The organism is Pseudomonas aestiva (genome assembly GCF_039908605.1).
Lineage (GTDB): Bacteria > Pseudomonadota > Gammaproteobacteria > Pseudomonadales > Pseudomonadaceae > Chryseomonas > Chryseomonas aestiva.
Genome location: NZ_CP150916.1, coordinates 685,100 through 711,445, shown reverse-complemented (window position 1 = coordinate 711,445; position 26,346 = coordinate 685,100). Strand labels below are relative to the sequence as shown.

Genomic DNA, 26,346 nt, shown 5'->3' with positions numbered 1-26,346 from the left:
TTCGCTGAAGACCCGGCAACCCGGGCCGCGCTGGCCGGTCTCACCCAGAACCGCCCCCTTTCCGGAGTCCACCATGGCCGATCTGTCGCGCTTCCCCATCACCCACCGCTGGCCCGCCCGGCATCCCGAGCGCCTGCAACTCTATTCGCTGCCCACGCCGAATGGCGTCAAGGTGGCCATCCTGCTGGAAGAGCTCGGCCTGCCCTACGAGGTGCATCGCATCGACTTCGGCCAGGACGACCAGCACACTGCAGAATTCCTCTCCCTGAGCCCCAACAACAAGATCCCCGCCCTCCTCGACCCCGACGGCCCCGGTGGCGAACCCCTGGGACTGTTCGAATCCGGCGCCATCCTGCTCTACCTCGCGGAAAAGACCGGACGCCTGCTGCCCAAGGCGCCAGCGCAACGCTACCAGGCCATCCAGTGGCTGATGTTCCAGATGGGCGGCATCGGCCCCATGTTCGGCCAGCTCGGCTTCTTCACCAAGTTCGCCGGCAAGGACATCGAAGACAAGCGCCCCCGCGACCGCTACGTGACCGAGGCCCGGCGCCTGCTCGGCGTGCTGGAGGGTCAGCTCAGGGGCCGCGCCTGGATACTGGGCGAGGACTACAGCCTCGTCGACATCGCCACCTTCCCCTGGATCCGCGCCCTGCTAGAGGTCTACCAGGTAGCCGACCTGATCGGCTTCCAGGACTTCCCCGAGGTCCGTCGCGCCCTCGACGCCTTCCTCGCCCGCCCGGCGGTGCAACGCGGCCTGCAGATCCCGGCAGCGCCCTGATGCCGGCCGACGTCGAGCTGGGGCTGCCTCAGAGGGCGCTGGCGGAACGTCCGGCCTTCAGGTGCTCGCAGGCCGCCCCGGCCCTAGCGCAACTGACTGTCCTTGCTCGCCCGCCGGTTGTAGCCGCCGGCGCGCTGGTCTTCGGCGTCCTGCTCGGACTGGCAGCGGATGCACAGGTGCACACCCGGGACCGCCTGGCGGCGCGCCTCGGGGATGGCGTCGCCGCACTCCTCACAATGGGTGAGGCTCGCGCCTCGGTGCAGACGGCTGCGGGCGCGTTGCACCGCATCGTCCACCGTGCTGTCGATCTGTTCCTGAACCGCGCCGTCTCCGGCCCAACCATTGGCCATGGCTGATCTCCCGCTGCATTGCCCTGATAGCCATTGGAAGCGCAGTTCGCGCAGTTGTTCGCTGCCGCCCAGCATCCGCTCGTCGTGGCAGCGCCTGTCGTGGCTGCTGATGCTGGGCATGGCGCTGACGGGCTGTGCCAGCCGCAACCTGTTGCGCCAGGTCACGACCGGGCTCTGCGTGCCCAATGCCCGCCTCAGCGGCCTGGCCACCCCCTGTCGCCAGGTGGTCAAGGACCCCGGCTTCGCCGTGCTGCGCGCGCCGGGTGAGCGACAGCATTTCATCCTGGTACCCCTGCGGCCCCTGCGCGGACTGGAGAGTCCGGCGCTCTGGCAGCCCGGCCAACCCAACTGGTTCGGCCTGGCTTGGCGCCAGCGCTGGTACCTGAGTGCCTGGGGCCAAGCGCCGGTGGCGGACGAGCGGATCACCCTGGCCCTCAATGCCCCCAGCGGGCGCAGCCAGGATCAGTTGCATGTGCACCTGGCCTGCCTGCGGTCCGAGGTGCGCGAGCAGCTCTCGCCACTGGTGCCCGAGCTGGACGAACACTGGCGCGCGCTGCCCATGGCGCTGGCGGGCGGTCGTTATCAGGCGCGGCGGCTGAGCGAAGCCCAGTTGCTGGCTGCGGATTTCTTCCAGGCCCTGGCCAGCCAGCCGCCCTACCCGCTGCCGGACCCACGGCTGTCGCTGGCGGTAGTGGCGCTGCCGAGCCGGGATGCCAGCCGCCAGTTCCTGCTGCTGGCCGGCCGCGCGGGCAGCCAGCCGGGCGACCAGGGTTCCGCCGAGCGGCTGCTGGCGGCGGACTGCCAGGGAACGACCGGGGCCCCGGCGACTCAATAGCGCCAGCGCGCCAGGAGGCTTCATGCCGCAGGAATTCCAAGAACTCTTCGACTTCATCGATCAGCTGCTCGCCTGGTCCGACTTCTATCTCAAGTCCGGCCTGCTGCTCTGCGGGGTGGGCATGCTGGCTGGCGCCATCGCCTGGAAACACTGGTGGGGCAAGGCGCTTGCCTTCGGCTGCGCCGGCCTGGGCGCACTCGCGGCCCTGAGCCTGGATCTGTTGCAGCGCCTCTGAAGCGCCGCCGGCAAGATCCTGAATGACCTGGCAGCTTTCGCCTGCCGCCGCATGGCGGCAAGATGACACTGGCCGTCGCTTTCCGCCGCCAAAGCTTGAACTGCTTCACCGTCTCGAACAGCGGGCGCTACGGGTTGGCGGATAGAGCGCGGCAGCTTGCTAGGGTACTGCCCCACAATAATCCGGCTTGTTCACCACGGCCTTCATCTTTTCAGCTCATGCATAAAGACCCGATCATGCCCATGTCCCCATCTCGCCTGCTGTCCCGCCTCCCGCATCTCGGCCTCTGCCTGGCCGCCTCCCTCGCTTCCCTGGCCGGCACCGCCGTGGCCCAGGAAGGCACTGCCCGCTGGGTCAGCGACAGCCTGACCACCTATGTCCGCAGTGGTCCCACCGATGGCTATCGCATCGTCGGCACCCTCAAGTCCGGGCAGAAGGTCGAGCTGATCAGCACCCAGGGCGACTACAGCCAGGTGCGCGGCGAAGGCGGCAGCACCGTCTGGATCCCCAATGCCGACCTGCAGGCCAAGCCCGGCCAGGCCGAGCGCCTGCCGCAGCTGGAACAGCAGGTGGCCGAGTTGAGCGGTCAGCTCAAGACCATCGACGACAGCTGGAAGAATCGCGTCCAGGGCATGCAGGAGACCCTGGATTCGCGCAAGAAGCAGATCGACGAACTGGAGAGCCGCCGCAAGGATCTCGACGCCCAGCTCACCCAGGCCCAGTCGGAATTGCGCAGCACCCAGGCCAAGCTCGGCAACGAGAACAAGCAGGCGCTGATGCAGTACATGGTCTACGGCGGCAGCATCGCCGGCGCCGGCCTGCTGGCCGGCCTGATCCTGCCGTCCATGACGCGGGGTCGCAAGAAGAACGACCGCTGGTTCTAGACGTCGGCTACCAGCCGTCCTCACGGCGGGGGTGGAACCCGGGGTCGCGGCGCGTGCCTTAGAAAGGCACCGCGTCTGCTACCGTGGCCCGACGCTTCCCGTCCAGACGAGCCCCCATGCCCGACACCCCGCGCGTTCGAATCCAGCAGGTCGAGACCCTTTCCGCCGACTGGGGCCTGCTGAAAAAGACCACCTTCGACTACCAGCGCCGCGACGGCAGCTGGCAACGCCAGACCCGCGAGACCTACGACCGCGGCAATGGCGCCACCATCCTGCTGTATGACCGCGAACGGCGCACCGTGCTGCTGATCCGCCAGTTCCGCCTGCCGACCCTGGGCAACGGCCTGGCCGATGGCCTGCTGGTGGAGACACCCGCCGGCCTGCTCGACGCGGCCGCCCCGGAAGAGCGCATCAAGGCCGAAGTCGAGGAAGAGACCGGCTATCGCCTGGACAACGTCCAGCACCTGTTCGACGCCTTCATGAGTCCCGGCTCGGTGACCGAGTTGCTGCACTTCTTCGCCGCTGAATACCGCGCCGACCAGCGCATCGCCGACGGCGGTGGCCTGCACGAGGAAGGCGAGGACATCGAGCTGCTGGAATTGCCCTTCGACGAGGCCCTGGCCATGGCCCGTGACGGTCGGCTGCTGGATGGCAAGACCATCATGCTGTTGCAGTACGCCGCCCTCTACCTGCTGTCGCGCTAGCCCATGGAACTGATCCGCGATCGTATCGAGCGGCAGGTGATGAGCCTCACCGGACTGTCCCTGGGCGAGGTCGACTACGAGCAGCCGCCGGGCGATCCGGGGCTGTTCGGGCCTGGCAGCGTCCCCTGGCGGGTACACAGCGACTTCACCTGCATGCTGATCGGCGGTATCGCCGCCCTGCTCATGCAGACCCTGCATCCGCTGGCTCTGGCCGGGGTCTGGGACCATTCGAAGTTTCGCGAAGACATGCTCGGCCGCCTGCGCCGCACCGGCCAGTTCATCGCCGCCACTACCTTCGGCAGCCGCGGCGATGCCGACCGGCTGATCGCCCGGGTCCAGGCCATCCACCGGCATATCCGCGGCCAGGCCGCCGACGGTCGCCCCTACAGCGCCGAAGATCCGGCGCTGCTGACCTGGATCCATGTGGCCGAGGTCAGTCATTTCCTCGCGGCCTATCTGCGCTATTTCGATCCCCAGCTGCCGGGTGCCGAACAGGATCGCTACTACGCCGAGATCGCCCTGGTCGCCGAACGCCTGGGCGCGACCGACGTGCCCCGTTCGCGAGCGGAGATCGCCGCCTACTACCAGGCGATCCGCCCCCAGCTGGTCTGCGACGAACGCAGCCGCGAGGTCTGCCGGGTGCTGCTGCAGGCGCCCGCGCCCAGCGCCCTGGCCAAGCCCTTCGGCGCCCTGATGATGCAGGCCGGCATCGACCTGCTGCCCGACTGGGCCAGCGCGGAACTGGGTTTCCACCAGGGCCCGTTGCAAAAACGGCTGATTCGTACCGGTATCGGCGCCACCGCCCCGGTACTGCGCTGGGCCGTCCGCAACGGCTCTTCCCATCGCGCCAGACGGCGGATGGGGATCGACGATCAGTCTTCGCCGTGATCGCGGGCATGACAGTGCGCCGGGGCAACCACTCTTACGCAGGCTAATGGAGACGAACACCTGCTCGGATAGCCCCCTCTCCCCTTGGGAGAGGGTTGGGGTGAGGGCGCGCCTCGCGGCGAAGTCCCAGTGGAAAAGGCTGCGCCGTTTTCCACGCTACGGCGCTACCACTCACCTGAGACAGGCCCGCGGCCATGCCGGTGCGCCGTATCGACCACTCCTACAGGTATCCAATCTATCCATAGGAGCGGCCCATGGCCGCGATAAAGCCCCTGCCGAAAGATGTAACCAGGATGCGAAGGGGCCAACTCGCCCCTACAGCATCCGCACCTTGATCGACCGGCCCTTGATCTTGCCTTCGCTCAGCCGCTGCAGCGCCTGGCGGGCGATGTCTCTTTCCACGGCGACGAAGGCCTGGTTGTCGAACAGGGTGATCTTGCCGATCTTGGCGCCGGGCAGGCCGGCGTCGCCGGTCAGGGCGCCGAGGATGTCGCCGGGGCGCAGCTTGTCCTTCTTGCCCGCCGCCAGGGCCAGGGTGTGCATGGTCGGCACCAGCGGCTCCGGGGTGTCGCGCAGGGCGCCGAGAGGTTGCCAATCCAGCGGTGAGCCCTGCTGAGCCTCGATGGCCTGGGCGCGGCTGGCCTCGGCCGGGGCCACCAGCGACAGCGCCAGGCCCTGCTCTCCCGCCCGCCCGCTGCGGCCGATACGGTGCACGTGCACCGCCGGATCGCGGGACAGCTCCACGTTGATCACGGCTTCCAGGCCGGCGACGTCGATGCCGCGGGCCGCCACGTCCGTGGCCACCAGCACGCAGAGACTGCGGTTGGCGAACATCGCCAGCACCTGATCGCGCTCGCGCTGCTCCAGATCGCCATGCAGGGCAGCCGCGGAGATGCGTTGGGCATGCAGCGCCTCGACCACCTCCTGGCACTGCTGGCGGGTCTGGCAGAAGGCCACGGCGCTGGCCGGGCGATGGTGCCGGAGCAGGCGCACCACGGCAGCGAGGCGATCCTGAGCGGCGATCTCGTAGAAGCGCTGACGGATCTGGGTCTCGCTGTGCTGACTCTCGACGCTGATGCGCAGCGGCGCGCGCAGATAGTCTTGGGCCAGGCGCTCGATGCCTTCCGGATAGGTCGCCGAGAACAGCAGCGTCTGCCGCCGTGCCGGGGTCTGGCTGAGGATGTCGGCGATGGCCTCGATGAAGCCCATGTCGAGCATGCGATCGGCTTCGTCGAGCACCGCGACATTGAGGCCGTCCAGCACCAGGGTGCCCTTGCGCAGGTGCTCCTGCACCCGACCCGGGGTGCCGACGATCACCTGGGCGCCATGCTCCAGGGAGGCGATCTGCGGCCCAAGCGGCATGCCGCCGCAGAGGGTCAGGATCTTCAGGTTGGGCGTGGTGCGCGCCAGGCGGCGCAGTTCGCGGGCCACCTGATCCGCCAGTTCGCGGGTCGGACAGAGCACCAGGGCCTGACAGCCGAAATAGCGCGGATTGAGTCCCGTCAGCAAGCCGATACCAAAGGCCGCCGTCTTGCCCGAACCGGTCTTGGCCTGGGCGATGAGGTCCTGGCCCTTGAGGATGATGGGCAGGCTGGCCGCCTGGATGGGCGTCATGCTCAGGTAGCCGAGCTCGGCCAGATTGGCCTGCATGGCCTCGGCCAGTGGCAGGGAAGCGAAGGATGAGGGCACGGGAGTCCTGTGAAACGGCTGGTAAAGGTTTACCAGTTTAGCAGAAGGGTACCCAGGCTCCTGTGAATGGACGCTGGATGAGGGGCTACCTATGCTAAGGGGTACGACAACTCAAGGAAGCTTCACCATGTTCGACCGGCCTGTGCTCTATACCCACCCCATGTCGCGCGGACGCATCGTGCGCTGGCTGCTGGAGGAGCTCGGACAACCCTACGAGGTGCAGCGGGTCGACTACGGGCCGGCGATGAAATCCCCGGCCTATCGCGCCATCAATCCCATGGGCAAGGTGCCGGCGCTGCGCCATGGCGCCGCCGTGGTGACCGAGACCGCCGCCATCTGCGCCTATCTCGCCGACGCCTTTCCCGCCGCGGGGCTCGCGCCGCCACTGAGCGATCCGGCGCGCGGTGCCTACTACCGCTGGCTGTTCTTTGCCGCCGGTCCGCTGGAGGCCGCCACCACCAACCAGGCGCTGGGCGTCATCCTGCCCGAGGACCCGCAAAAGCGCGGCGCGGTGGGCTATGGCAGCCTTGCCGAGGTGCTCGACACCCTTGACGCCGCCCTGGCCCCGGGCGAGTACCTGGTGGACGATCGCTTCACCGCCGCCGACGTCTATGTCGGCGCCCATCTCGCCTGGGGCATGGCCTTTGGCACCATCGAGAAACGTCCGCACTTCGAGCGCTATGTCGCCGGGCTGGTAAGCCGCCCGGCCGCGGTACGCGCCCGCGAACTCGACGACGCCGAGCTCGCCACGCTCAACTAGTACCGCGGCTACAGCTCCACCGGTCCACGCGGATGGTGCAACGGACAACCGTTGCGCTCGCTGCGGAACTGCGACGACATTTCGTAGGCCGGCTGCCGCGACCTCATGATGCCGCCCAGCGGGCGATGCGCGGCCAGACCGTGCCAGGGGCTGAACACCATGCCGTCGTCCACCTCGCGCGAGCGCGCCTCGTTCCAGGCCGGTTGCGGCTGGACCTCCAGGCACGCCACGGTCACATAGGGACTGAGATCTTCCGGCCACACCACCGAGGCATCCTCGATGGGCGTCTGCTCGATATCGACGCCCAGCTGCACGCGGATCTCCCAGACGCCGCCGTGCCGGGCGAAATGGGCATTGACCGCCTCGCGCAGGCCGTCGGGCTTGCTGTTGACCTCGACCGGCGCGTCAGTCAGGGCGGTCAGCTCGGGCGCCACCGGGACCACGCTGAGCTTGGCGAAATAGGGACCATAGAGAAAGGGCACCATGGTGTAGAAGGTTTCGCCGAGCGGATGGGTCTCCGGGTGGCCACCCAGGCTCTTCAGCGTCGGACTCTCGCCGCCAAGGGCTTCCACCACCTTCTCAGTACCCCGCAACACTGCCGAGGCGACCTTCTTCAGGCCCTCGCCGCGGTCAGTGGTCTTGGCCAGCAGCTTGAGCGTCTTGAGAAAGGTCTTGGGATCCGGCGCGGTAAAGGCCGGGGCGTTCTGCATGACGAAATCCTGGGTCACCTGCCCTTCGCTGCCAGGCAGGCGCTCGCCCGGCACGTCGATCAGCTTGAGAGCGAGGCCCCGCGGGGTGGAGACGCTGTCGGCCAGGATATCGCCCGGATTGGTCGAGAATCTGAGCACCGCGGCATAGCTGCCCGGCGCGGCGAAGGCGCCCTGGGCATAGGCCGGCGGCAGGCCGTCCAATACCGTCACCTGGCCGGTGAGCAGGCCATGACTCTTGGCATGCACACTGCGGATGGCATGGCCACCATTGGCGTAGGTGGTCTCGGTGATGTCTCTCATGGCCGCCACCATCTCGCGAACGGTGTCGGCTTCATCGTCCGGCACCTGTTCGAAGGCGGGCTGGAACGGCAACGGATGGACAGCGGTGGGCGTGGTCATCATGGGAATCCTCGGGCGCCGTCATTCGGAGGAGACGGTAAGCCAATGGACCGCTATCGCGCTAACGACGTTCGATCCCTGACCACCTGGCCGACACGAGGTCGCTGTCGACAGCTGCTCGGGAACGGCCCCGCCCAGAGGGGTTCGATATCTTCACACCCATCGAGGAGAACCACCATGAGCGACGCCGACCAGAAGACCTACGACAACCCCAGCAACACCCCGCCGCCTGAAGAACTGCCCTATGCGGACATGGAGCCGGAAGAGTTTCCGGACGATCCGGACGTGGCTGGCGCGACCGAATCGGGCACCCCTGGCTAATCAGTGCCCTGACCCGCGGACGACAGCCTGAGCGGCGTCCGCGACACTTTGTGACCGGCTGGTTTGACGGGGGCCCGAGGCCCCGCGAAGATGGGCGGGCGTCTGCCGCGTCGAGTCCCCCATGCTTTCCACCAAGGTACCCTTGCTTCTGCGCAGCCTGATCGGTCGGCTGGTGCGTATCGCCATCGCCTCCGGCGTGACCTACCAGACCTTCGATCGCCTGCTGCGCCAGACCTACTTCGAGGTCGCCCAGGATTTCGAACCGCTGCGCGACAAGCCCAATTCCGACAGTCGCATCTCGGTGCTGACCGGCCTGCCGCGCCGCGAGGTCCGCGCCCTGCGCGAGGCCAGCCCGGAACGCACACCCTGTACGCCCAGCCTGGAATGGCAGGTGCTCAGCGCCTGGACCTCACGGCTGGATCTGCTCGATGCCGAGGGCAATCTGCGCCCCCTCCCCCGCACCCAGCGGCGCGGCGGCGAACAGAGTTTCGACGCCCTGGTCGCCAGTGTCGGCAGCGACGTCCGCGCCCGCACCGTGCTGGATGAATGGCTGCGCAAGGGTTACGCCCGTCTCGACGAGGAAGACCGCGTGGTGCTCACGCCCCGCTCGCTGCTGCGCGGCACCGAGAGCCAGGAAGGCGCGGGGCGGCTGCTGGCCCACTTCACCGGCGACCTGCTGGCCGGCTTCGAGCGCCTCTACCTGCAGGACCGCGCCGCGCCGGACTTCACCTTTCACGTGGTCTACGGCCACAACCTGACCCAGGACTCGACCCTGAGTCTCTATCGCACCGCCTACGACGAATCCATGCACCTGCTCAACCGCCTCAACCGCCTGGTGGTCGAACACGAAGCCCGCGACGCCGGCAAGCCCGACGCCACCCAGCGGGTGACCCTAGGCTTTGGCGGCTATCGTGTGGAACAGGACCGGGATGCCGGCCTGGTACAGGGGCGGGAGGATTAGCGCCAGCAGTCGGCGGCATTGCCGGAACCCTTGATCCCTTTCACGCCCTGGGCATTGAGGGTGAGATCGCCACACAGGGTATCGCGGGTCTGGGTACCACTGCGGGTAGCGGTCAGCAGATAGGGACCGTTGCTGGCGTAGTCCGCGCTGTTGGCGGCATAGATGGCGGCACTCAACTGGTAGTAGCCGCTGGTCGAGGTCACCGTCTGGCTGCCCGCCGGCGTCCTGTTGTTGACGATGTTCAGATTGGCCACGCTGGTCGGATAGGCATTGTTCTGCGCATAGAAACGCTCCATCCGCGCCGCCGCCTCGTTGAGCAGAGCCTGGCCCTCACTGCGGTTGGAGCGCAGTACGTAGTTCTGATAACTCGGATAGGCGATGGCCGCCAGGATGCCAACGATCGCCACGACGATCATCAGCTCGATCAGGGTAAAGCCTCGTGCTCGCATCGCTACCTCAGGGATCGGGATTCTGATTGGAGAAGGTACGCCAGGTCTGCCGCTCGGATGGCTTGGTTAACGGCACGCCTCCAATGCCACCACCACCACCACCTCCTTGTGACCCATTGTTGTCGCCCGGCAGGAGGGTACCGCCCACACTGATAGGACCATCGCCATACACGAAGGCGTTCAGTCCGCTGAGCAGTCCGGCCATCTGCAGACGGGCGTAGCGGAGCTGGCTGCCCAGTTGCAGGTGATCGGTCCCGCCACCCGTGTAGGGATCCACTGCATAAAGATAGGTAACGGCGCCCGAATCGCAAGGATTGTCATTGGGCACCAGGGCCGCGGCGAGCAGGGTATCGGCCAGGTAGAGCGGCTTGGTGACGATCATCTCCCCCGTCGACGGCAGGTTGAGGTACCAGCCGTACTTGCCGGTCCTGTTGCTGTCGCCATACCAGTCCACCGCGTTGGTGCTCAGGGTATTGGCCGTCGTGGTGATCGAAACCTGGGCCGTACTGGTATAGGTGAGTTGAGTGTCGCTGCCCAGGGTCTGCACCTGCAGATTGGCCGTGCTGAGGGTCGGCGTGCTGTCGGCGGCCTTGCCTGCCGTCTGGCGGTCCCAGATGCCATACAGGCTCATGGCCTTGCCGGTAACGGCGGTGGCGTCGCCGGCCTCCAGGTACTTGCCGGTGCCAAAGAGCAGCAGATGGCCGATCCCCGAGGGATGCCGCAGCAGGCGTGGCGCCGCGGTGATGGCCTGGACCTGGTTGGCGTCGCCGCTGGTGTAGCGGGACGCCCGGGCGCGATACAGGGGCGCTCCGCCAAAGGCGACCTTGAAGGTGCTCGCGCTGGCATTGGCCTTGAGCTCGCTGCCGATCAGGTCGAAGCGCCAGAGATTGCCGTGCAGGTCGCCCGCGTAAACGTAGTCGGCGATCAGATCACCATCGACATCGGCCACCGTCGGCGCAGCCAGACCATTGGGGGTGGTCAGACCGTCCTTGGGCTCGGGCGTGAGCGCGGCGAGGCGCTTGCCGGTCTTGACGTCCAGGGCATAGAGCACCGCCTTGTCATTGGCACCGTTGTAACCGTTGGCCAGCAGCACCGCCCAGTCGCCACTGTGCAGCCGAGCGACCACGGGCTGGCTGTAGGTCAGGCCGAGCTCGCTGAAATCCGGATCGCTGGCACTGAGCTCCCAGAGAACCTTGGGATTATCGGGATCGGTGACGTCCAGGGCGAACACCGCCCGACCACCGCCTCTCAGGGTGCCGATCAGCACGCTATGCCAGTCATTGTCGTAGTAGACGTCCTGCACCACCGGGGCGCCGTCCACCGAAAACTGGTGGGTGCTGCTGGTGTAGCTCGGATCGCTGAGCTTGTAGAGATTTGGGATGACCGCACTGGGAACAAAGGCGAAGGCCTCGTCGCCGTTGTCGTCGAAGGCGTGCAGCATGCCGTCGTTGGCACCGACGTAGATCCGCGTGGCGCGCTTCGCCCATTTCTGCTGGAAGGCGCTGTAGCTGCCGGCAGCGCCGAGCGCATTCATCCTGGCAGCGGGACTGCTGGGCGTACTGACCAGCGCCGGTGTCGAATCGATGATGTCGCCGAGCAGATGATTGCGAATGCGCAGGGCCGGCGTGGCCGTCTGGCTTTCCTTGCTGCGATCGCCCCGCAGGTAATTGACCCGGGCCTCGCCATAGCCGTCGCGGGTACCACTGGCGTTGCGGTTCAGCGTCGCTTTCTGGTCGTCGCTCAGATTGCTCCAGATAAATGGCTGACGCACCCCGCCCACGCTCATGTACACCTTGCGCGCGGCAAAGCCGCCCGCGCCATAGGTCGTATCCAGACGACTCTGGGCACTCCAGACCCTGGTGGTGCTCGTCGAGGTGCGCAGGTACTTGGCAAGGTCGCCGCTCCAGTCGCTGCTGGAGAAACTGGGTACATAGCTGTAGTTGGAGCTCTGGGTGCTGTCCAGCAGCGGTGACGAGGCCTGGCCGGCGCTGGCCGTATTGGTCTGGGCGATACGATTGACCACCTGATTCAGGGAATCGACCAGGCCATTGGCATCGTCCGCGCTGAAGAAGTCGCCGCGGGAGTTGATCGCCGCGTGCCAGAGGTCGTAGACGTTGTTGTCACTGTCGCTGCTGGCGGCGGGCCAACTCATGGTCGGGCTGTAGCCGCCGGCGAAGGTGCTGCCGCCCCAGGCCGGATTGGTCAGCGACGAACTCAGGCCGAAGCCGACGGTATAGGTGACCAGATGTTGCCAGGTCGCCGGATCGTTCTTAGGATTCCAGTACTGGGTATCAGTGTTGCTGCTGGCGTCGCGGACATAGGGCGAAAGCTGGTTCGGGATGCCTGGCTGGGCATCGGTCGCCCAGTACTTGAACGCCAGGTCGGCCAGGGTATTGCTCGCGCTGTCGGTGAAAGGCGCCCGCGGCGAGTACCTGATGCCGTCTGGAAGCGTCTGGCCACTGCCATCCACATTGCCGGCGCCGATGTTGTCCGAGTTCCACTTACCATCGGTCATCATGATCTGATAACTCGGGCGGCAGGCGTATTCGGGACTCTGGGTCACCCCGGGGTCCTTGGCGTAGGGCGCGTCCTTGCCGCTGGTCTGCAGGAAGCGCCCGGCGCGATCCAGGGCGCTACGCAGCGGCGTGCCGGTATTGAAGTTGATATCGCCCAGCCACCGGAAGAAATTGGCTCGCGCCTGGCCATCGAAGGTGCGCAGCTGGTTGCTGCCGCGGTAGCTGATTCCTTCACAGTCGGTGCCGGAGTTCAGGGTGGTGCAGTTGCTCAGGTCCTGCCAGGTCAGCCGCACCGAACTGGAAAATTGCGAGAAGGCCAGATTGGCCGACGACTGCATGCTCAGGGCACGATTGCGATAGAAGGCATACCAGATGGCGAAGTTCTGCCGATCCGCCGCGGAAGTGGGATTCACTAGGGTGTAGCAGTCTTCATTCGAAGTCTGGCAGTTGGGATTTCCCTTGTTGAACGCGTAGTAATAGGCTGGAACCCCAGCCTCGGTCCTATCGTTCCACCAGACATAGAAATCCGCTCTGGGATTTTCTGCCAGGTAATAGATAGTGCCGGTAGCGCCACCATAATTGGTCCCAGCGTTGTAATTCGTGTCCTGGCCGCGAGCGGTGTCGTATTCCCAGGCGACGCGATAGTCCCGGCTCAGATCCACGGTGCCGGCCCCGGGTCGGAAGCCGTTCACGTATACCCGGGTGAAATCGAAGCCGGTGCCGCTGCTGACCGGATAGTCCGAGGTCGTCAGAACCCCATTGCTGAAGGTGACCTTCTTCGGCACGGCATAGCTCACCGCCGGGTTGTAGTAGAGCGCATTGAAGGCCGCCGACTTGACCCGTCGCGTGGTGCGCAGGCCATTGGCGCTGTATCCCAATGAGTCCGGAATGAAGCCCCACTTCATGCTGTTGGAGTTGTCCAGCGTGACGATGATATTGGGGTCGACGCCGGTACTCAGGAACAGCGGTTGCTGGCTGATGTTCAAGTTGCTGGCACTGGCGCTGACGGAAGCAAGCAGCGAGGTTAGCAGCGCCAGACGGGATGAAAGGTTCATGGCACCTCCAGCTTGACGATGCTTTGCAGAATGACCGGGAAGCGTGCGCCACCACTGCGTGCAACGGCGGTGACGCGGTAGTAGTAGGTGCTGTCGTAGAGCTCGCTGCTGGAGCTGCCCACCGCAGTGATCACCCAGCGTGGCGCCAGGCGATAGCGGGATTGGCCATCGAAACCGCGATAACCTACGGAGTTTTCCGCTGGTACCGGGTCCAGGGTCTGCAGAGCGACCTTGGCCCAGGCCTGGACCTTGGCCTGGGTGTCGAGGTCCTTGCTGTCGCTGAGGATGCACAGATTCTCGACAGTGGCCGCCAGGGCATTCGCACTGGTCGTGCAGGAGTCGAAGCCGCCGCTGGCATTGCCGAAGGCCAGGGTCCCCCGCAGGCTGCTGAGCCGCCGTTCGGCTTCGCGCAGCGCCGATTCGGCGGCGTTGTAGGCGCGTTTCTGTTCGGAGACATTGCCACCCACCCGATTCTGCAAGGTGGTCTCGCGCATGCTGGTGACGGCCAGCAGGGTGAGCAGCAGGAGCATGACCAGGGCGATCAGCAGCACCGCGCCCCCCTGGTTTCGGGGTGAACGGGACGTCATGGCATCAGATTCCGCAAGGTGACGCTGCCCTGGACGATCTGCAGCACCTGGGTGCTGGCGCCCGCGGGCAGTTCGCGCCCGGTGAGGGGCTTCCAATTGGCGGCCATGGCGTTGGCCATACCCTCGGTGGGTACGGCGCGACTGGAAAACAGCGCGGCATAGCGCACGGCCTGACTCGGCTGGCTGAGGGTGGGCAGCGTGAACCAGACGAAATCCGCCAGGCCGGCGACGATGACCTGGGCCGGCCTGCCCTGGGCGCTGCATTGCAGGGTACCGCGGCCAAGGGTGCCAGCGGGATCGGCGACGTAGCTAATACGGGTCAGCACCTCGGTACCGTTACCGTTGGCATCTTCGGCGATAGGATTGCCCAGACAGTCGCTGTCCTTGCCGTTGGTCTCGCCCTGGTAGCGCAGGCACAGCCCGGTCTTGTCGTCGGTCAGGGCGATGGTCTGGCCGCTACTCATCGCCGGACAGCCGTTGCCAGCGGGACGCGCGGCAAAGGCGGTCTCCAGCGTCGTCTGCAGGGTCGGATTGGCCCTGAAGCCCGCGCGCGCCAGTTGCTGGTCGAGCAGCAGCAGGGCAGTCCGGCCGTTTTCCTCGTTGCTGACCTGGCCTTCCTGGAATAGCGCATGTCGCTTGTTGTTCAGGTACAGCTGGGTCACCGCCAGGATGAGAAAGCTGCTCAGGGTCAGGGCGACCATCAGCTCGATGATGGACAGGCCGCGCTGCGCTCTCATAACGCGCCCCTCAGGGTGTAGAAGCACAGGCCGCCACTGCAGCCGGCGCTGTTGCCGGTATTGTCCTGCCAGGCAAGGACGATCATGACCATGGAGGCATCGGGTGACACGCAGGCATCGGGGTCCGCATAGGGCGCGGCGCTGCCAACCTGGGGCGGCTGGCGCGTCGGGCATACCGCGAAGTTGGCCTTGAGGATGGCATCGCTGACCGGTAGCAGCGTCCGCACCTGCTGCAGCCAGCAGGTCAGATCCTTGCCGGCGATGGTCTCCCCGCCCTGGCCCCGAGCGAGGCTGGCACAGGAGCCATCGGCCGCCTCCAAGGCCCGGGTGGTGAAGTCCTTACCGACCGACTTGGCGTAGGGACTGTCGGCGCTGAACCGACCCTTGCTGTCCAGCGCGGTCCCGGCGTTGCTGCGCATCAGCTCCAGCAGATCACCCGCCAGCATGATGGCGTTGTTGCGCTGGATGGCATCCTGGGAAAGCACCAGGCTGCGCGACTGCAGCGCCACCAGGCCCAGCACGCCGATACAGATGATCACCAGGCTCACCAGCACCTCGATCAGGCTGAAGCCTGCCTGGTAAGACTCGCGGCTCAACTGCATCCGCTGCTCACTGACGTCGGTGTGAAATCGGCCACTTCGGTATGGCCACCCTGGCTGACGGTGAGGAGCTTGCCCGGAGTGCTTCTGTCGTTGCTGGCGCAGAGCCGGACGGTAAAGGCGCTCGCCAGGGTGCCGTTGGGCCTGAAGGTCAGGCGCGTGGCCGTCCCGGTGCTGCTAAGGCCGCTGGGCGCCAGGCCGGTGCCCTCGAAGGTCCTCAGGATTTCCACGCCACCGGTCACTGTACTGCTGGCGGTGGTGACCTTGAGCGCCCCGGACCAGTTGTTGACGTCGGGGGCCTCGACGCTGACGTTGAGCCCGCGGGTCAAGGCCTCGCTCCGGGCATAGGTGAGCAGATTAGTCAGCTCATTCGTGGCCACGAGGACGCGATTGGCTCTCGTCATGGCGCCGAAGCCGGGGGTTGCGATGGAGACCAGAATCGCCACCAGCGCCATGACTATGAGCAATTCGGTAAGAGTGAAGCCCGCAGCCTTTTGCATGCCAGGTCTGCCTTGTGCGTGACGGAATGGCGAGGATGCTGCACTCAAGCGGGCTGTAAATCAGCAATAGCGGGATATTCGGCCATCTTGGCGGGATGACTGGACGGCGCGGAGATGAGCGAAACGAGTGATGGCAGCGTGGCGGATTCCTTTGCATAACGTAAATAAAGCCACCTATCAATATGCTATCTAAGCATCTGTCGCTTTCTCGCATGCTCTGAAACGCAGGTCTTGATCGGTTGACGCCCTGGCAAAGGTAAGACTTTTAATGGAGACGCCTCACGGCCCGCTGGCCATGGCTTTCCCTACCCTCCCCGCCTTCCGCCGCTCTCGGCTTTGTGCTCGTTCTCTCCTACCCGGAGCTGCCCCAGAAAGAACGCCGCTGGGTAACTGGCCAAGTCCATTAATTGAACGAACAAACAATAAAATAATATTTAAATTGAAAGAACGAACAATCAAAAACAATTAAAACTACCAACTTCTCATCCAGGCGACATAACACCAGCCGTAACTAGCCAAACCCCGTTAAATTGTTCTAAAACGGTAACGACCCTATCTGGAGCAGCCGCTACGCCTGGCTTCCAGGCCCTGGACAGCCAAGCGCCAGGCCATCTTTCAATCCGCATGACGAAATAGCGCAACGCCTGTAGCCACCCATAGATCGCACTTATCACCCTCGGACGACGCGCCGAATTTGCTTCTTAACGCCGCTGCTTTCATCTACCGACAATGACAAGGCCGCTATGCACGACTCGAAGAAAATCGATTATTCGCTGAATACTGCCGACAGCTCCGCACCGCACTCCGCGCTGGACAATGCCGCCATCATTTCCGCCTATCGGCGCTGGGCCAATGTCTATGATCGGGTGTTCGGCGGCGTTTCCGCCCCCGGCCGCAAGCGCGCGGTGGCGGCGGTCAACGCCCTGGCGGGTACCCGGGTACTGGAAGTGGGGGTAGGGACGGGGCTGGCCCTGCCCCACTACAGCGCCGACAAGCGCGTCACCGGCATCGATCTCTCGCCCGACATGCTGGCCAAGGCCCGGGAGCGCGTCAGCCGCGACGCCATCACCACGGTGGACGCCCTGCTCGAAGCCAATGCCGAGGACACCGGGCTGCCCACCGGCTCCTTCGATATCGCCGTGGCCATGTTCGTGGCCTCCGTGGTGCCCAATCCGCGCAAGCTGATGCAGGAGATGCGGCGGGTGGTGAAGCCGGGCGGTCACCTGCTGCTGGTCAATCACTTCCAGGCCGAGAGCGGCCTGCGGCTGCTGGCGGAAAAGGCCCTGGCGCCGGCCTCGCGCAAGCTTGGCTGGCACCCGGACTTCGCCATGGACTCCATCCTCTCCCGCGAAGACCTGCGCCGCGCCAGTCGCAGCAGCGTGCCTCCCTTCGGACTGTTCACCCTGGTGCAACTGACCAACGACTGAGCGCTACTCCAGGCGACGGCTACTCCACGCGATAGCCACGCCCCGCCAGACAGGCCGCCAAGGCCTGGCGGAAGCGCTGGGTCAGGTAGGGATCGGCGACCGCGCCGGGTCGTTCGGGATCGAAGCCCGACTCTCCGGCAGCGTAGCGCCGACAGTCGTAGCGATCCGTGGCGTAGCGCTGCGGCGATTGCCCCTGCAAGGGATAGGCGGTGACGTCATAGGCGTCGTAACCCGTTCCTGCCGGCGCTGCCGTCGTGGTCGGCACGGCCGCCACGTTGGGATCGGCGACGGTGACGAAGCCGCCGCCCGGATCGGTGCGGTAGTAGCTGCCCGCGGCGAAGTAGTAGGTGGTGCCGCCCATCCACAGGGTCTCGGCGAAGGCCGGCAGGACGCTGACGCGCACCCCGGTCGGCGGCAGGGTCACCACATAGCGCGGCCCCTGGGGTCGATACCAGTAGCCGTCGGCATAGTAATACTGGCTGTTCCGGTACCAGACGCGGGTGAAGCCGGCCGGCACGCCCGGCACCTCGAAACCCGGTCGCCACTGGGGATTGGCGCCCCAGCCCAGACGCTGGCCAGCCCAGTGCGGATCCCGCTCCGGACGCGGTGGCGGGGGCGGCGGATAGTTCCGACCCGGCTGGTCGGGCGCCGGCATCATGTAGCCGGGACGCGGCACGGGGACGGGTCGATCCTGCCAGGCCGGCTGATAGCCCGGCCGCGGTGGTGGGGGGTCGTTGCGCTCCCAGCGCTCCAAGGCCGGACCATTGCCGCGCCCGGGACCGTCGCCCCGCCCGGGCGGGCCGCCATTCCAGCCACCCTGACCGCCGCCCTGCCAGCGTCCGGCATTGCCTGGGGGCATGACCGGCGGCGGCTGGGCGCCCGCCGGGGGCGTGACATAGCCGCCGCCGAGGCGATAGTTGTTATCGGCCCAGGCGGGCCCGGCGCTCCACAGGGAAACGCCGGAAAGGACAAGCGCACACAGCACGGCAGGCGATTTCATCGCACGGCTCCACGAGGGGATGACCCAGAGTACCCCAAGGCTTGGACCCTGCCCCAGCCTGGCTGTTAGCCCCGCGCCGATCTGCCATCGAACGGCCACTGCAGGTGCCGAGAGCGCGCCGAGAAACCCGGAGCCCGCAAGGACGGAGCGAACGCCCGCGCCTGCAATCATCTCGGGCTTCGGGCATTCCCGGGGTCGATCCCTGGGGGTAGCGGGGAAGTTTCTGCCCCTCTGTCATCGCACTTCTAGCGGTCCGCTCGGGTCTATGGCCCCACGCAAGGAGGAAAACACATGTCGAAACACCATCATCACGTTGGCTGGTTCAAGCGTCGCCATGAGGTAAAGCCGGACGACCTCACTATCGTCGACAATTCCCTGGTCAAGCGCGCCGTCGGCGCCGCCGCCCTTGGCAACGCCATGGAGTGGTTCGACTTCGGCGTCTATGGCTATCTGGCCGTGACCCTGGGCAAGGTCTTCTTTCCCGACGGCGATGCCGCGGCCCAACTGATCGCCACCTTCGCCACCTTTACCGTGGCCTTCCTGGTTCGCCCCATCGGCGGCATGGTGTTCGGCCCCCTGGGTGACAAGTACGGTCGCCAGAAGGTGCTGGCCCTGACCATGATCATGATGGCCCTGGGCACCTTTAGCATCGGCCTCATCCCCAGCTACCAGAGCATCGGCATCTGGGCGCCCGCCCTGCTGCTGCTGGCGCGCGTGGTGCAGGGCTTCTCCACCGGCGGTGAATACGGAGGGGCGGCGACCTTCATCGCCGAATACGCCACCGACAAGACCCGCGGACGCATGGGCAGCTGGCTGGAATTCGGTACCCTGGCCGGCTATATCGCCGGCGCGGGAACGGTGACGGCGCTCACCGCGGCCCTGACCCAGGAGCAGCTGCTCGACTGGGGCTGGCGCGTGCCCTTCTTCATCGCCGGCCCGCTCGGCCTGCTCGGCCTCTACATGCGTCTCAAGCTGGAAGAGACCCCGGCATTCAAGGCCCATACCGAGGCCAACGAAGGCAAGGCGGCGGACGGCCCGGCGCACAGCCTGCGCGAGCTGTTCACCCTGCATCGCGTCGCCCTGCTCAAGTGCATCGGCCTGGTGCTGGTGTTCAACGTCACCGACTACATGCTGCTGACCTACATGCCCAGCTACCTGGCCGTGACCATGGGCTATGCCGAGACCAAGGGCCTGCTGCTGATCCTCATCGTCATGGTGGTGATGATGCCGCTCAACATCCTCGGTGGCTTCTTCAGTGACCGCCTGGGTCGCAAGCCGATGATCATCGGTGCCTGCCTGGCGATCCTGGTGCTGGCGATTCCCTGCCTCAAGCTGATCGGCAGCGGCCACGACTGGCTGATCTTCCTCGGCCTGATGCTCCTGGGCATGGCCCTGGCCTGCTTTACCAGCACCATGCCTTCCACCCTGCCGGCGCTGTTCTACACCCCGATCCGCTACAGCGCCCTGTCCATCGCCTTCAACATCTCGGTGTCGCTGTTTGGCGGGACCACCCCGCTGGTCACCGCCTGGCTGGTGGAAAAGACCGGTGACCCCCTGGTGCCGGCCTACTACATGATGGCCGCGGCGGTGATCGGCATCCTGACCATGCTTACTGTGCGCGAAACCGCCGGCCAGCCCCTGCGCGGCTCGCCGCCCTCGGTGGCCAGCGAAGAGGAGGCCAAGGAATTCCTCGCCAGCGACGCGCCTCTGACCGTGGACAAGCAGCCGCCCGGGCAGGCGTAAGCCCCGATCGCGGCCATGGCGGTCCGCCGATGCGGCCGCTCCTACAGGCATGTAACGCGGTAGGAGCGGCCCACGGCCGCGATGCTCTTCCCACCCAACCTCCCCCAAACGCCCCCTCTCCCCCTGGGAGAGGGCCGGGGTGAGGGTAAGACCAACTCCAAAACTTCCACCCAAAAGAAAAGGGGAGACCTTGCGGCCTCCCCTTGAATTCGTTGTCCTCTCGCACCGCTCGTGACGGTGGCTGCGATCGTCCAGGAATGGTGACCTGGGCGGGCCCGGGCGTCGCGGACGGGATACCGTCGTTGACGATGCGAAAGGCCCTCCTGGGGCGCCTTCGTTGGACAGCTCTACCGGGCTATCGAAGTTGAGTTCAGCTTACGCCCCTGCTGCCGGCAGCGGGTTGCGTTGTGCAGCTTCTTTCCTGCCTCTTGCGCAATCCATGGCCACAAACCTAGGATTGGGCGCAATCAGCTAGCGCAAGGCACACAAAATGGACAAACTCGATCGCTTCGATCTGAAAATCTTGGCAGAACTGCAGCGCGATGCGCGTCTCTCCAACCAGGAATTGGCCGAACGCATTGGCCTGTCGCCCTCGCCCTGCTCGCGCCGGGTCAAGCAACTGGAAGACAGCGGCTACATCACCCGCCAGGTCGCCCTGCTCGACCGCAAGAAACTTGGCCTGTCGCTGACCGCCTTCGTGCTGATCGGCATGGACAGGCACACTCCGGAGCGCTTCGAGAACTTCCAGGCCATCATCGCCCAGTGCCCCGAGGTGCTGGAGTGCTGCCTGGTCACCGGCATGGATGCGGACTATCAGCTCAAGGTCGTCGTGCCCGACATGGAGCACTACCAGCAGCTGCTGCTGGGCACCCTGACGCGCATCGAGGGCGTCTCAAGCGTGCGATCGAGCTTTGTGCTCAACCAGATCCTGGCCAGCACCGAACTACCGCTCAATCACCTGCGGCCTTGAGCGCGGCGCGGCTTCGACGCCGGCTTCGAGAAAACGCGGCAACACCAGCATGTGCGGCACGGCGAAGGCAGCCAGCACGGCGAACAGCGCGCGGATGCCGGTACGCTCCTGCAGCAGGAACACCAGGCCGCCGGCCAGGGTAAACAGCGCAGCGCCCAGCAGGATCGGCCACGTCAGACGCAGATAGGCCTTGAAGGTGGCCGCACCCAGTAGCCGCTGGCGTACCCCGGTCTGGGGCGCGGCGTGCAGCAGGTAGAAGCCCAGGGCGAACCCGACCAGGGGCGGCGCCAGCACCACAGCCAGCAGCGTCACCGCCAACCTGGGGCACCGCTGCTGCCAGGCGGCCAGCAACAGCACCGGCAGCGCCAGCAGCCCACCCAGGGCGAGCACGCGGGCCAGCCAGTCTGCGAGGGCCAGAGAGGCAGCCGGCCCCATGGCCAGGCCCAGCAACCGGGCGACGGCGGCTTCGTGCACCACCGCCGGACCGCCAATGATGAACAGCCCCAGGGCCAGCGAGGTCAGTCGATTGGGAAACAGCTCGTCTTCATGGGCGAAATGCCAGGCCGAGAGCAGCAGGAACAGCAGCAGCGCTGCCGTGCCCGCCAGTTGCCAGCAGAGCAGGCAGGCCAGGGCTGTCGCCAGATAGCAGCCGAGAAAGGCGAGGCGCCGCCCGGGTGCGACCAGGCGCAGATCGCTGGCCCCATGCAGCAGGCCCAGACCCAGGCCTACCGCCAGGGCATAGGCCAGTTGCCCGGCCCCGCCCGCCAGACTGGCGAGCCCGGCGGTCAGCACCAGCGCCAGCCAGCCGCGCCCGCTCACGCTCATCCCTAGACGCCAGGTCGCGCCAGGGCCGCCTTGAGATTGCGCTCCGAGGTGAAGGCATAAACCACCTTGGCCAGCACATCGAGGATCAGGAAGACCCAGACCGTGGCGGCGTCGCTCACCGCCCAGCCCCCCTCGGGACCCACGGCGAAGACCACCGGATAGATCAGCCAGAGCACACTGAGAAAGCCGACATTCTTGCGATAGGCCGCGCCGATCGCAGCGTGCTGCCCAGCCAGGGCCGCCAGCGGTTTCCACAGCAGATAGAGCACCCCGACGAAGGCCGCGCAGGACCAAGCGAAGAACACCCACTTGAGGGTGCCGTAGGGCGCCAGGGAGGCCACCAGGCCAGTCACGATCATCACCACGTCCAGGGTGACGATGGATGCCACGAAGCCGGCCTGGCCTTCCTGCTCGCGTGCGCCCAGATAGGCTGAACTGACTACCCCGGCCAGCAGCAGCGGCGTGGTGAAGGTCCAGTCCAGGTAGCGAGCCAGATAAGTGATGCTCCCATCGGGCTTGATCAGATTGCCGACTCCCAGGTACATGGAAAGATAGGCCGTGGCGGCGATGAAGGGCACCGCGGCATGGACCAGGGTATGGCCGCGCAACGGTCCGCGATGCGCACCCTTGGCATAGATGGCCAGGGAAGCCAGCGACATGATGACGAAGCCGATTAGCAGGGGAGTCTGACTCATGGGGTTCTCCGGGGGACGTTAGTCGCGCCGCGACGAACCAGACCCTCTGGAGTAGGGGTTTCTCGGCTACCGCTGCGCCTAGGGTAGAGAAGCGGCCCTGTGAATTGGTTCAAAATGTTTCAGGGCGGCAAACTGGCTGTCACCTGATCCGGATCAACACGGCCGGCCCCGCGCCCAGGCAGGCTGCGCCGCTTCATGCCCGCCCAGGAATCCGCATGCTGCCGGCCCAGAACGTGATGCTGAGCTATGGACGCTGCTGCGCCAGCCCCGCCTTCTTCGATGATTTCTACCAGCGCTTCCTGGCCAGCTCGTCCCGGGTCCGGGAGAAGTTCGTCCATACCGACATGGCCGCGCAGAAGCTGCTGCTGCGCCACGGCGTCATGAACCTGGTCCTGGTGGCCCGTGGCATGCCCACCACCAAGCTGCGTCAGCTTGGCGAAAGCCATTGCCGCGCACGGCTGAACATCGACCCCGAGCTCTACGACCTCTGGGTCGACTGTCTGCTCGCCACCCTGACCCAACACGATGCTGACTTCTCTCCCGCGCTGCGCCAGGAATGGCAGGGCGTGCTGGAAGCGGGAATCGCGGTGATGCGCAGCTACTACTGAGCGGGCCTGGGGTCTGGGGCCTGGGGCCTGTTGGGCTTCGCCGCGCTCAGCCCAACACCCCACGGCACCGCTCCCCACCCAAATGCCCTTTCTCCCCCCGGGAGAGGGCCGGGGGTGAGGGCAAACCAGACCCCGTAGGTTGGGCTGAGACAGCCCCACCGTCGAAGCCCAACACCCCAAGGCACCGCTCATCCCCCAAACGCCCCCTCTCCCTGCTGGAGAGGGCTGGGGTGAGGACAAACCAGACACCGTAGGTTGGGCTGAGACAGCCCCACCCTCGAAGCCCAACACCCCAAGGCATCGCACCCCACCCAAACGCCCCCTCTCCCCCCGGGAGAGGGCCGGGGTGAGGGCAAACCAAACCCCGAAGTACCGCTATCCCACCCAAGACAGCCCAATACCGGCCACCTGCCAGCCACCATCGGTCGGCCAACTCGGCCAATCGCCTGGCAACATCCGTCTCGCGCTTTACCCGCCGCACCTGCCTGACTAACGTATGACGAAAGGATTTTTGTGCGCCAGGTCTCGCTTCACCGCACCCTGCCGCCTCTCGGAATGGATGACCGATGGCCCGCTTTTTCCCAGCTCGCAGCCAGTGCCAGTTCGATACCCCCGGTGAACGCCGCTTCGCCGAACGCCTGGAAAAATTGCTCGAAGACGACTACCTCTGCTGGAGCAACGTCCCGGTCGGCCCCAAGGCGCGCTATCCGGATTTCGTCATACTTCATCCGCGCCGCGGCATCCTGGTGCTGGAGGTCAAGGACTGGAAGCTGGCCACCCTGGAATCCGTCACCCCGGGCAAGGTGCGGCTGCATACCCAGGACGGCCTGAAGACCGTCGCCAATCCCTTGCTGCAAGCCCGCTCCTACATCCTCGAAGTCGACCTGCTGCTGAAAAAGGACCCGCTGCTGCGCCAGAGCGCCGGCTCGCCCCATCCGGGCCAGCTGATCATGCCCTGGGGCTGGGGCGTGGTGCTCACCGGCATCACCCGGCGCCAGTTCGAGCAGACCGATCTCGCCGACGTCCTCGATCCCCAGCGCGTGCTCTTCCAGGACGAGATGACCGAGTCCGCCGACCCGGAAGCCTTCCAGCAACGCCTCTGGGACATGTTCCCCCACGTCTTTCCCTGCGCCCTCAGCCTGCCGCAGATCGACCGGGTGCGTTATCACCTCTACCCCGAGGTACGGGTCAACAGCCAGCCTGGCCAATTCGGCCTGTTCGACGCCGCCGAGGCGCCGCTGCCCAGCCTGATCAAGGTCATGGACCTGCAGCAGGAACAACTGGCGCGCTCCCTGGGCGACGGCCACCGCGTCATCCACGGCGCCGCCGGCAGTGGCAAGACCATGATCCTCGGCTATCGCTGCGCCCACCTGGCCAAGGTCTCGGTCAAACCCATCCTGGTGCTCTGCTACAACAAGTCCCTGGCCGGGCGGCTACGCCAGGTGATCGAGCAGAAGGGCCTGGGCGAACGGGTGGTGGTGCAGAATTTCCACGGCTGGTGTTCGGAGATCCTCACGGCCTACAACGCTGACAAACCCAAGTGGAATCCGTCGCCAGATCGCTATGCAACGCAGTTGGTCGAGCACACCATCGACGCCGTCAACCGCGGCCAGATCCCTCGCGGCCAGTACAGCGCCGTGCTGATCGACGAAGGCCATGACTTCGCCCCCGAGTGGTTCACGCTGGTGGTGCAGATGGTCGATCCCAGCACCCAGTCCCTGCTAGTGCTCTATGACGACGCCCAGGCCATCTACCGCAGCAAGGGCGGCAAGAAGGCGCTGGACTTCAGCTTCGCCAGCGTCGGCATCCAGGCCCAGGGCCGCACCACCATCCTCAAGCTCAACTACCGCAACACGGTGGAAATCCTCGCCGTCGCCCGCGCCTTCGCCACCGAGCTGCTGACCAGCCGCGATGCCAGCGAAGACGGCGTGCCCCTCATCGCCCCGGAAAGCGCCGGTCGCCGCGGCCCCTTCCCCGAACTCATCCAGTGCGGCAGCGACCGCGAGGAATGGGATCTGCTCATTGCCCGCATCCGCGACGAACAGGCCGCCGGCCGCCTGCTCAGCGACATGGCCATCCTCTATCGCAGCACCAGCCAGGCCTACCAGGCCGAATACGAACTCAAGAAGGTCGCCATCCCCTACCGTTCCGGCGCCAGCAACAAGGGCCGCGCCCAGCTCTACGACGCCGAAGACAGCGTGAAGATCGTCAGCATGCACTCCAGCAAGGGGTTGGAGTTTGGTTTGGTATTGATTCCCGGACTAGGCGAAATGCCCAAGCAAGGCGAGCCGGAAGCGGATGAGGCGCGATTGCTGTATGTGGCGATGACCAGGGCGATAGATCGGTTGGTTATGACGTATCAGCGAGCTTCCTCATTCACAGAAAAACTCGTCAGAACAATTATATAAACGGCCTCATCTTAGAAAAATATCAATACCTTCAAAAGCACTAAAGCAAGGAGAGAAAATGGAAATAGAAGGAATTATTGCAGCCCTTTCCCTGGCGCTGTCGACATGCTTGGCTTTCTTCTATCTAAAGGACAGAAAAGCGGCACGATTCAACCTGATAAGTACTCACGCCACGGCGATCCAAGACTGGCATGAGAAGGTTGTTGTTTTGCTTATTTCAATGAAAAACCTGAAGCTCTCCAGAGGCTCAGTGGAGCACCTTACTCACCTGGCGCAACTCTCAGCCCTGATAGAGCAAGGTAGATTCCTATTTCCCAACATCGACAAAGGCGACCACTATGGAAAGGACAAACCACCCGCCTACCAAGGGTATAGAAACCTTGCCCTAGACTTTCTAGTCGCATCGCACAAACTACTCAAACAGCAACCAAGTGATGCAGCAAACTCAAAACTAGAGCTACTACAAAAACACTTCACCTCCATAGTTCATGAAATAGTAAATCCGAGAGACCGCCTGAACACCATCCGCAGCCTCACTGACAGATACTTCATCAAAGACAGCTCTTTTGAGGACTTCCTCGAACACCGGGATAACTCCATAATAAGTCACATCTGGTCAGACCCCGAAGCCAGATTAAGAACACACGCCGAAAAAAGAGCACAAAATCAAAAAAGCAAAGTTTGATTATCCTCCCCCTCAATAACCTTTGCGA

27 protein-coding genes are annotated in these 26,346 nt (G+C 65.3%); 15 read left to right on the top strand and 12 right to left on the bottom strand.

Annotated elements, in window-relative coordinates; all coding sequences use genetic code 11:
* The first annotated feature begins 73 nt into the window (after positions 1–73).
* Positions 74–778 carry a glutathione S-transferase N-terminal domain-containing protein gene (locus AABM56_RS03335; protein ID WP_133863254.1) on the top strand — a complete coding sequence of 235 codons (705 nt, stop codon included), beginning with the start codon at positions 74–76 and terminating at the stop codon, positions 776–778.
* An 83-nt stretch (positions 779–861) separates the two neighbouring features.
* Here the strand turns inward: AABM56_RS03335 and AABM56_RS03330 are convergent, their stop codons facing one another.
* The gene (locus AABM56_RS03330; RefSeq protein WP_017642690.1) at positions 862–1,128 is read right to left on the bottom strand and encodes a DksA/TraR family C4-type zinc finger protein; all 267 of its coding nucleotides are present in this window, start codon (positions 1,126–1,128) and stop codon (positions 862–864) included.
* Here AABM56_RS03330 and AABM56_RS03325 point away from each other — a divergent pair.
* The 5 genes from AABM56_RS03325 (at position 1,127) to AABM56_RS03305 (ending at position 4,674) form a co-directional block, all read left to right on the top strand.
* Complete coding sequence (locus AABM56_RS03325; protein WP_263259837.1) at positions 1,127–1,963, top strand: CDP-diacylglycerol diphosphatase; 837 nt, start codon at positions 1,127–1,129, stop codon at positions 1,961–1,963. The two genes, AABM56_RS03330 and AABM56_RS03325, sit on opposite strands and share 2 nt — an antisense overlap.
* A 22-nt stretch (positions 1,964–1,985) precedes the next feature.
* On the top strand, positions 1,986–2,198 hold the full coding sequence (locus tag AABM56_RS03320) for a hypothetical protein (protein WP_133863253.1): 213 nt from the start codon (positions 1,986–1,988) through the stop codon (positions 2,196–2,198).
* 236 nt (positions 2,199–2,434) lie between these two features.
* Positions 2,435–3,082 carry a TIGR04211 family SH3 domain-containing protein gene (locus tag AABM56_RS03315; protein ID WP_133863252.1) on the top strand — a complete coding sequence of 216 codons (648 nt, stop codon included), beginning with the start codon at positions 2,435–2,437 and terminating at the stop codon, positions 3,080–3,082.
* Between the two features lie 116 nt (positions 3,083–3,198).
* Entirely contained in the window at positions 3,199–3,786 is a 588-nt protein-coding gene (locus AABM56_RS03310) for an NUDIX domain-containing protein (protein WP_347883829.1), read from the top strand.
* Positions 3,787–3,789: 3 nt separating this feature from the next.
* Positions 3,790–4,674, top strand: coding sequence for an oxygenase MpaB family protein (locus AABM56_RS03305; protein ID WP_133863250.1), 885 nt, complete (start codon positions 3,790–3,792; stop codon positions 4,672–4,674).
* Positions 4,675–4,989: 315 nt separating this feature from the next.
* Here AABM56_RS03305 and dbpA read toward each other — a convergent pair whose 3' ends face one another.
* Positions 4,990–6,363 (bottom strand): ATP-dependent RNA helicase DbpA, encoded by a 1,374-nt coding sequence (dbpA, locus tag AABM56_RS03300; RefSeq protein ID WP_133863249.1) that lies wholly within the window; start codon positions 6,361–6,363, stop codon positions 4,990–4,992.
* A gap of 127 nt (positions 6,364–6,490) precedes the next feature.
* Between dbpA and AABM56_RS03295 the strand changes: the two genes are divergently transcribed.
* A complete protein-coding gene (locus AABM56_RS03295; protein WP_133863248.1) occupies positions 6,491–7,123 on the top strand; it encodes a glutathione S-transferase family protein in 633 nt (210 codons plus the stop codon).
* Between the two features lie 8 nt (positions 7,124–7,131).
* Here the strand turns inward: AABM56_RS03295 and AABM56_RS03290 are convergent, their stop codons facing one another.
* Positions 7,132–8,232 (bottom strand): catalase family protein, encoded by a 1,101-nt coding sequence (locus tag AABM56_RS03290; RefSeq protein WP_133863265.1) that lies wholly within the window; start codon positions 8,230–8,232, stop codon positions 7,132–7,134.
* Positions 8,233–8,409: 177 nt separating this feature from the next.
* On the opposite strand from AABM56_RS03290, the gene AABM56_RS03285 reads away from it, so the two are divergent.
* Positions 8,410–8,553 carry a hypothetical protein gene (locus AABM56_RS03285; protein ID WP_007161029.1) on the top strand — a complete coding sequence of 48 codons (144 nt, stop codon included), beginning with the start codon at positions 8,410–8,412 and terminating at the stop codon, positions 8,551–8,553.
* Between the two features lie 121 nt (positions 8,554–8,674).
* Positions 8,675–9,514 (top strand): DUF6502 family protein, encoded by an 840-nt coding sequence (locus AABM56_RS03280; RefSeq protein ID WP_133863247.1) that lies wholly within the window; start codon positions 8,675–8,677, stop codon positions 9,512–9,514.
* On the opposite strand, the gene AABM56_RS03275 is transcribed toward AABM56_RS03280, so the two are convergent.
* Genes AABM56_RS03275 through AABM56_RS03250 form a run of 6 tightly spaced genes read right to left on the bottom strand, consistent with a single transcriptional unit; the run spans position 9,511 to position 15,957 of the window.
* A complete protein-coding gene (locus tag AABM56_RS03275; protein WP_133863246.1) occupies positions 9,511–9,963 on the bottom strand; it encodes a type IV pilin protein in 453 nt (150 codons plus the stop codon). The two genes, AABM56_RS03280 and AABM56_RS03275, sit on opposite strands and share 4 nt — an antisense overlap.
* 7 nt (positions 9,964–9,970) lie before the next feature.
* The gene (locus AABM56_RS03270; protein WP_263259843.1) at positions 9,971–13,534 is read right to left on the bottom strand and encodes a pilus assembly protein; all 3,564 of its coding nucleotides are present in this window, start codon (positions 13,532–13,534) and stop codon (positions 9,971–9,973) included.
* A complete protein-coding gene (locus AABM56_RS03265; protein WP_133863245.1) occupies positions 13,531–14,121 on the bottom strand; it encodes a PilX N-terminal domain-containing pilus assembly protein in 591 nt (196 codons plus the stop codon). The genes AABM56_RS03270 and AABM56_RS03265 overlap by 4 nt, the downstream gene beginning before the upstream one ends.
* Positions 14,118–14,858, bottom strand: a complete 741-nt coding sequence (locus tag AABM56_RS03260; protein WP_133863244.1) for a PilW family protein — start codon at positions 14,856–14,858, stop codon at positions 14,118–14,120. The genes AABM56_RS03265 and AABM56_RS03260 overlap by 4 nt, the downstream gene beginning before the upstream one ends.
* Positions 14,855–15,460, bottom strand: a complete 606-nt coding sequence (gene pilV / locus AABM56_RS03255) for a type IV pilus modification protein PilV (protein WP_133863243.1) — start codon at positions 15,458–15,460, stop codon at positions 14,855–14,857. Before pilV ends, AABM56_RS03260 begins: the two co-directional genes overlap by 4 nt.
* Positions 15,451–15,957 (bottom strand): GspH/FimT family pseudopilin, encoded by a 507-nt coding sequence (locus AABM56_RS03250; RefSeq protein ID WP_133863263.1) that lies wholly within the window; start codon positions 15,955–15,957, stop codon positions 15,451–15,453. The genes pilV and AABM56_RS03250 overlap by 10 nt, the downstream gene beginning before the upstream one ends.
* 743 nt (positions 15,958–16,700) lie before the next feature.
* On the opposite strand from AABM56_RS03250, the gene AABM56_RS03245 reads away from it, so the two are divergent.
* Positions 16,701–17,384 carry a class I SAM-dependent methyltransferase gene (locus tag AABM56_RS03245; RefSeq protein ID WP_133863242.1) on the top strand — a complete coding sequence of 228 codons (684 nt, stop codon included), beginning with the start codon at positions 16,701–16,703 and terminating at the stop codon, positions 17,382–17,384.
* A gap of 19 nt (positions 17,385–17,403) precedes the next feature.
* On the opposite strand, the gene AABM56_RS03240 is transcribed toward AABM56_RS03245, so the two are convergent.
* Positions 17,404–18,384: a DUF6515 family protein gene (locus AABM56_RS03240; protein WP_133863241.1), complete on the bottom strand. Its 981-nt coding sequence runs from the start codon at positions 18,382–18,384 to the stop codon at positions 17,404–17,406.
* A gap of 291 nt (positions 18,385–18,675) precedes the next feature.
* Between AABM56_RS03240 and proP the strand changes: the two genes are divergently transcribed.
* Both proP and AABM56_RS03230 read left to right on the top strand, forming a co-directional pair.
* The gene (gene proP, locus AABM56_RS03235) at positions 18,676–20,127 is read left to right on the top strand and encodes a glycine betaine/L-proline transporter ProP (protein WP_133863240.1); all 1,452 of its coding nucleotides are present in this window, start codon (positions 18,676–18,678) and stop codon (positions 20,125–20,127) included.
* A 490-nt stretch (positions 20,128–20,617) separates the two neighbouring features.
* Positions 20,618–21,097, top strand: a complete 480-nt coding sequence (locus AABM56_RS03230) for an Lrp/AsnC family transcriptional regulator (RefSeq protein WP_064309082.1) — start codon at positions 20,618–20,620, stop codon at positions 21,095–21,097.
* On the opposite strand, the gene AABM56_RS03225 is transcribed toward AABM56_RS03230, so the two are convergent.
* Together AABM56_RS03225 and AABM56_RS03220 are read right to left on the bottom strand one after the other, a co-directional pair.
* Positions 21,071–21,922: a Brp/Blh family beta-carotene 15,15'-dioxygenase gene (locus AABM56_RS03225; RefSeq protein WP_133863239.1), complete on the bottom strand. Its 852-nt coding sequence runs from the start codon at positions 21,920–21,922 to the stop codon at positions 21,071–21,073. The two genes, AABM56_RS03230 and AABM56_RS03225, sit on opposite strands and share 27 nt — an antisense overlap.
* A gap of 2 nt (positions 21,923–21,924) precedes the next feature.
* Positions 21,925–22,617 carry a bacteriorhodopsin gene (locus tag AABM56_RS03220; RefSeq protein ID WP_133863238.1) on the bottom strand — a complete coding sequence of 231 codons (693 nt, stop codon included), beginning with the start codon at positions 22,615–22,617 and terminating at the stop codon, positions 21,925–21,927.
* Positions 22,618–22,832: 215 nt separating this feature from the next.
* Between AABM56_RS03220 and AABM56_RS03215 the strand changes: the two genes are divergently transcribed.
* The 3 genes from AABM56_RS03215 to AABM56_RS03205 all read left to right on the top strand — a co-directional run bounded on the left by AABM56_RS03215 (position 22,833) and on the right by AABM56_RS03205 (position 26,318).
* Positions 22,833–23,225, top strand: a complete 393-nt coding sequence (locus AABM56_RS03215) for a globin (RefSeq protein WP_133863237.1) — start codon at positions 22,833–22,835, stop codon at positions 23,223–23,225.
* 566 nt (positions 23,226–23,791) lie between these two features.
* Positions 23,792–25,633 (top strand): 3'-5' exonuclease, encoded by a 1,842-nt coding sequence (locus AABM56_RS03210; protein ID WP_133862221.1) that lies wholly within the window; start codon positions 23,792–23,794, stop codon positions 25,631–25,633.
* Between the two features lie 58 nt (positions 25,634–25,691).
* Positions 25,692–26,318, top strand: a complete 627-nt coding sequence (locus tag AABM56_RS03205; RefSeq protein ID WP_133862222.1) for a hypothetical protein — start codon at positions 25,692–25,694, stop codon at positions 26,316–26,318.
* Positions 26,319–26,346: the final 28 nt, after the last annotated feature.

Bases quoted from the DNA above. Each gene is read 5' to 3' on its own strand.
- AABM56_RS03260 (WP_133863244.1), bottom strand. From the start codon at position 14,858: ATGAGAGCGCAGCGCGGCCTGTCCATCATCGAGCTGATGGTCGCCCTG.
- AABM56_RS03285 (WP_007161029.1), top strand. From the start codon at position 8,410: ATGAGCGACGCCGACCAGAAGACCTACGACAACCCCAGCAACACCCCG.
- AABM56_RS03240 (WP_133863241.1), bottom strand. From the start codon at position 18,384: ATGAAATCGCCTGCCGTGCTGTGTGCGCTTGTCCTTTCCGGCGTTTCC.
- AABM56_RS03205 (WP_133862222.1), top strand. From the start codon at position 25,692: ATGGAAATAGAAGGAATTATTGCAGCCCTTTCCCTGGCGCTGTCGACA.
- AABM56_RS03225 (WP_133863239.1), bottom strand. From the start codon at position 21,922: ATGAGCGTGAGCGGGCGCGGCTGGCTGGCGCTGGTGCTGACCGCCGGG.
- AABM56_RS03250 (WP_133863263.1), bottom strand. From the start codon at position 15,957: ATGCAAAAGGCTGCGGGCTTCACTCTTACCGAATTGCTCATAGTCATG.
- AABM56_RS03320 (WP_133863253.1), top strand. From the start codon at position 1,986: ATGCCGCAGGAATTCCAAGAACTCTTCGACTTCATCGATCAGCTGCTC.
- AABM56_RS03315 (WP_133863252.1), top strand. From the start codon at position 2,435: ATGCCCATGTCCCCATCTCGCCTGCTGTCCCGCCTCCCGCATCTCGGC.
- AABM56_RS03245 (WP_133863242.1), top strand. From the start codon at position 16,701: ATGCACGACTCGAAGAAAATCGATTATTCGCTGAATACTGCCGACAGC.
- AABM56_RS03330 (WP_017642690.1), bottom strand. From the start codon at position 1,128: ATGGCCAATGGTTGGGCCGGAGACGGCGCGGTTCAGGAACAGATCGAC.
- AABM56_RS03290 (WP_133863265.1), bottom strand. From the start codon at position 8,232: ATGACCACGCCCACCGCTGTCCATCCGTTGCCGTTCCAGCCCGCCTTC.
- pilV (WP_133863243.1), bottom strand. From the start codon at position 15,460: ATGCAGTTGAGCCGCGAGTCTTACCAGGCAGGCTTCAGCCTGATCGAG.
- AABM56_RS03335 (WP_133863254.1), top strand. From the start codon at position 74: ATGGCCGATCTGTCGCGCTTCCCCATCACCCACCGCTGGCCCGCCCGG.
- AABM56_RS03265 (WP_133863245.1), bottom strand. From the start codon at position 14,121: ATGACGTCCCGTTCACCCCGAAACCAGGGGGGCGCGGTGCTGCTGATC.
- AABM56_RS03310 (WP_347883829.1), top strand. From the start codon at position 3,199: ATGCCCGACACCCCGCGCGTTCGAATCCAGCAGGTCGAGACCCTTTCC.
- AABM56_RS03220 (WP_133863238.1), bottom strand. From the start codon at position 22,617: ATGAGTCAGACTCCCCTGCTAATCGGCTTCGTCATCATGTCGCTGGCT.
- AABM56_RS03270 (WP_263259843.1), bottom strand. From the start codon at position 13,534: ATGAACCTTTCATCCCGTCTGGCGCTGCTAACCTCGCTGCTTGCTTCC.
- AABM56_RS03230 (WP_064309082.1), top strand. From the start codon at position 20,618: ATGGACAAACTCGATCGCTTCGATCTGAAAATCTTGGCAGAACTGCAG.
- proP (WP_133863240.1), top strand. From the start codon at position 18,676: ATGTCGAAACACCATCATCACGTTGGCTGGTTCAAGCGTCGCCATGAG.
- AABM56_RS03305 (WP_133863250.1), top strand. From the start codon at position 3,790: ATGGAACTGATCCGCGATCGTATCGAGCGGCAGGTGATGAGCCTCACC.
- AABM56_RS03215 (WP_133863237.1), top strand. From the start codon at position 22,833: ATGCTGCCGGCCCAGAACGTGATGCTGAGCTATGGACGCTGCTGCGCC.
- AABM56_RS03275 (WP_133863246.1), bottom strand. From the start codon at position 9,963: ATGCGAGCACGAGGCTTTACCCTGATCGAGCTGATGATCGTCGTGGCG.
- AABM56_RS03280 (WP_133863247.1), top strand. From the start codon at position 8,675: ATGCTTTCCACCAAGGTACCCTTGCTTCTGCGCAGCCTGATCGGTCGG.
- AABM56_RS03325 (WP_263259837.1), top strand. From the start codon at position 1,127: ATGGCTGATCTCCCGCTGCATTGCCCTGATAGCCATTGGAAGCGCAGT.
- AABM56_RS03295 (WP_133863248.1), top strand. From the start codon at position 6,491: ATGTTCGACCGGCCTGTGCTCTATACCCACCCCATGTCGCGCGGACGC.
- AABM56_RS03210 (WP_133862221.1), top strand. From the start codon at position 23,792: ATGGCCCGCTTTTTCCCAGCTCGCAGCCAGTGCCAGTTCGATACCCCC.